Origin of the sequence: Ruminococcus sp. B05, assembly GCF_003628495.1 — a bacterium.
Lineage (GTDB): Bacteria > Bacillota > Clostridia > Lachnospirales > Lachnospiraceae > Schaedlerella > Schaedlerella hominis.
The window spans coordinates 1-1,876 of the sequence record NZ_RBZR01000059.1; the positions used below are offsets into that span (position 1 = coordinate 1).

The following is a 1,876-nucleotide window of genomic DNA, read 5'->3' on the forward strand; positions in this document are numbered from 1 at the left end:
CCCTGTTTATTGGCTGGTCCTGCCAAAGAAATCAGCGCATCATTACCCGTAACATAATGTTTTACCTGAACTGCATCACCTGCAGCATAAATATCCGGTACAGAGGTTTCCATTCTGTCATTCACTATAATACTTTCCTTGATGCCAAGTTCCATACCGGCTTCTTTTGCTAATACTGTGTCTGGTGTGACTCCGATTGCCAGAACTACCATATCAGCCTGAATGGATGGATTATCTTTCAACAGGACCTCCACTCCATTGTCTTTTTCTTTAAATCCTTCTACTGCATAGTCCAATACCAGTTTTATTCCATGTTTTCTCATTTCATTATGGATCATGGATGCCATATCTGGATCAAAAGGATTCATCAGCTGCTTAGGCCGCTGGACAATTGTAACATCCATGCCAAGCTCCCTCAAATTTTCTGCCAGTTCCAGACCAATAAAGCCACCACCTGCCAATACAGCCGATTTTGGATGGTTCTTATTTATATATTCCTTTATCCGAAAAGTATCTTCTACTGTACGAAGTGTAAAAAGTTTATCAATGCCTACTCCAGGAAGTCTCGGCTGTGTTGGTTTTGCACCTGGAGAAAGGATAAGTTTATCGTAATTTTCTTCAAATATTTCACCTTTTTCTAAATTCTTCACTGAAACAGTTTTACGTTCCGGATGTATAGAGATAACTTCATGATGAATTTTCATATTAATACGGAAGCGTTTTAAAAAACTCTCGGGTGTCTGTAGCGTAAGTTCTTCCGGATCTGTGATCACATCTCCAATATAATATGGAAGTCCACAATTCGCATAGGATATATATCCAGATTTTTCAAATACCGTTATTTCTGCATATTCATCCAGTCTGCGTATTCTTGCTGCAGCTGTAGCTCCTCCGGCTACACCTCCTACAATTATTACCTTCATCTTATTTTTCCACCTTTCCTGAGTAAGCTGCAATGCCACCGATATTATTTACTTTAGAATATCCCATTCGTTGCAGTATCCCAGTTGCCTGGCGGCTTCGTGAACCGGAATAACAGTATACAAACAGTGGGATATCCTTATTCTTCGCTACAGAAGCAATATTGTCAAGTTGCTGCAACGGCACATTTTTACTTTCTGGTATATGTCCTTCCTGATATTCTTGCGGTGTACGTACATCCAGCAGAACTGCATCATCAGTCCTTTTATATTCTTCTATGCCTTGATTAATATTTGACTGTTTAAAGAGATTAAAAAAAACATTAGCACACCTCCCTAAAGCATTTCTAAAATCGCATTCTTAGGTCTCGCCCCTGAAACCTGCTGTACAATCTTCCAAATCTAAAAGAATGGGTTTATCGGAATTCAGTACTTCGTTCTGAAAATTATTTTTATTGATATTAATAGCAGACATTTTACAGTTCTCCTTATCTTTTTCTTTTTGTAGATTTATTATAGTCTTAATTTCATTTATTTTCCGTGATTACATCACCATACCACATTGCCTTAACTTCTTGCCATACCATCTACACTTAGTATAACACCTGTAATATAACTCGCTTCATCTGAAGCAAGAAACACAAATGCATTGGCAATATCTTCTGGCTGTCCAAGACGACGCAATGGAATTCTTTCAATCATAGGTTCGATAACTTCCTTTGGCACGGCCCTCATCATATCAGTTTCTGTAATCCCAGGTGCAACAGCATTAACACGAATACCTTTAGGTCCTAGTTCTCTTGCTAATGATACAGTCAATCCGTTTACTGCAAACTTCGATGCCGGATAAGCAAACCCACTTGGCTGTCCCGAAATACTCACCATGGAAGAAGTTGAGAGAATGACCCCCTTGCCTCTTGCCACCATACATTCTGCTGCTACACGAGTAGTATTAA

Annotated in this window: 3 protein-coding genes; all 3 read right to left on the reverse strand. The window is 39.1% G+C overall.

The window, feature by feature from the left end; all coding sequences use genetic code 11:
• Positions 1-923 (reverse strand): FAD-dependent oxidoreductase (locus tag D8Q48_RS16935; protein WP_191855130.1); only part of this gene is annotated, 923 nt, incomplete at its 3' end.
• 1 nt (position 924) lies between these two features.
• Complete coding sequence (locus D8Q48_RS16940) at positions 925-1,212, reverse strand: rhodanese-like domain-containing protein (RefSeq protein ID WP_117989807.1); 288 nt, start codon at positions 1,210-1,212, stop codon at positions 925-927.
• Between the two features lie 275 nt (positions 1,213-1,487).
• Positions 1,488-1,876, reverse strand: a 389-nt coding sequence (locus tag D8Q48_RS16945) for an SDR family oxidoreductase (protein WP_121057387.1), incomplete at its 5' end; no start/stop codon positions are given.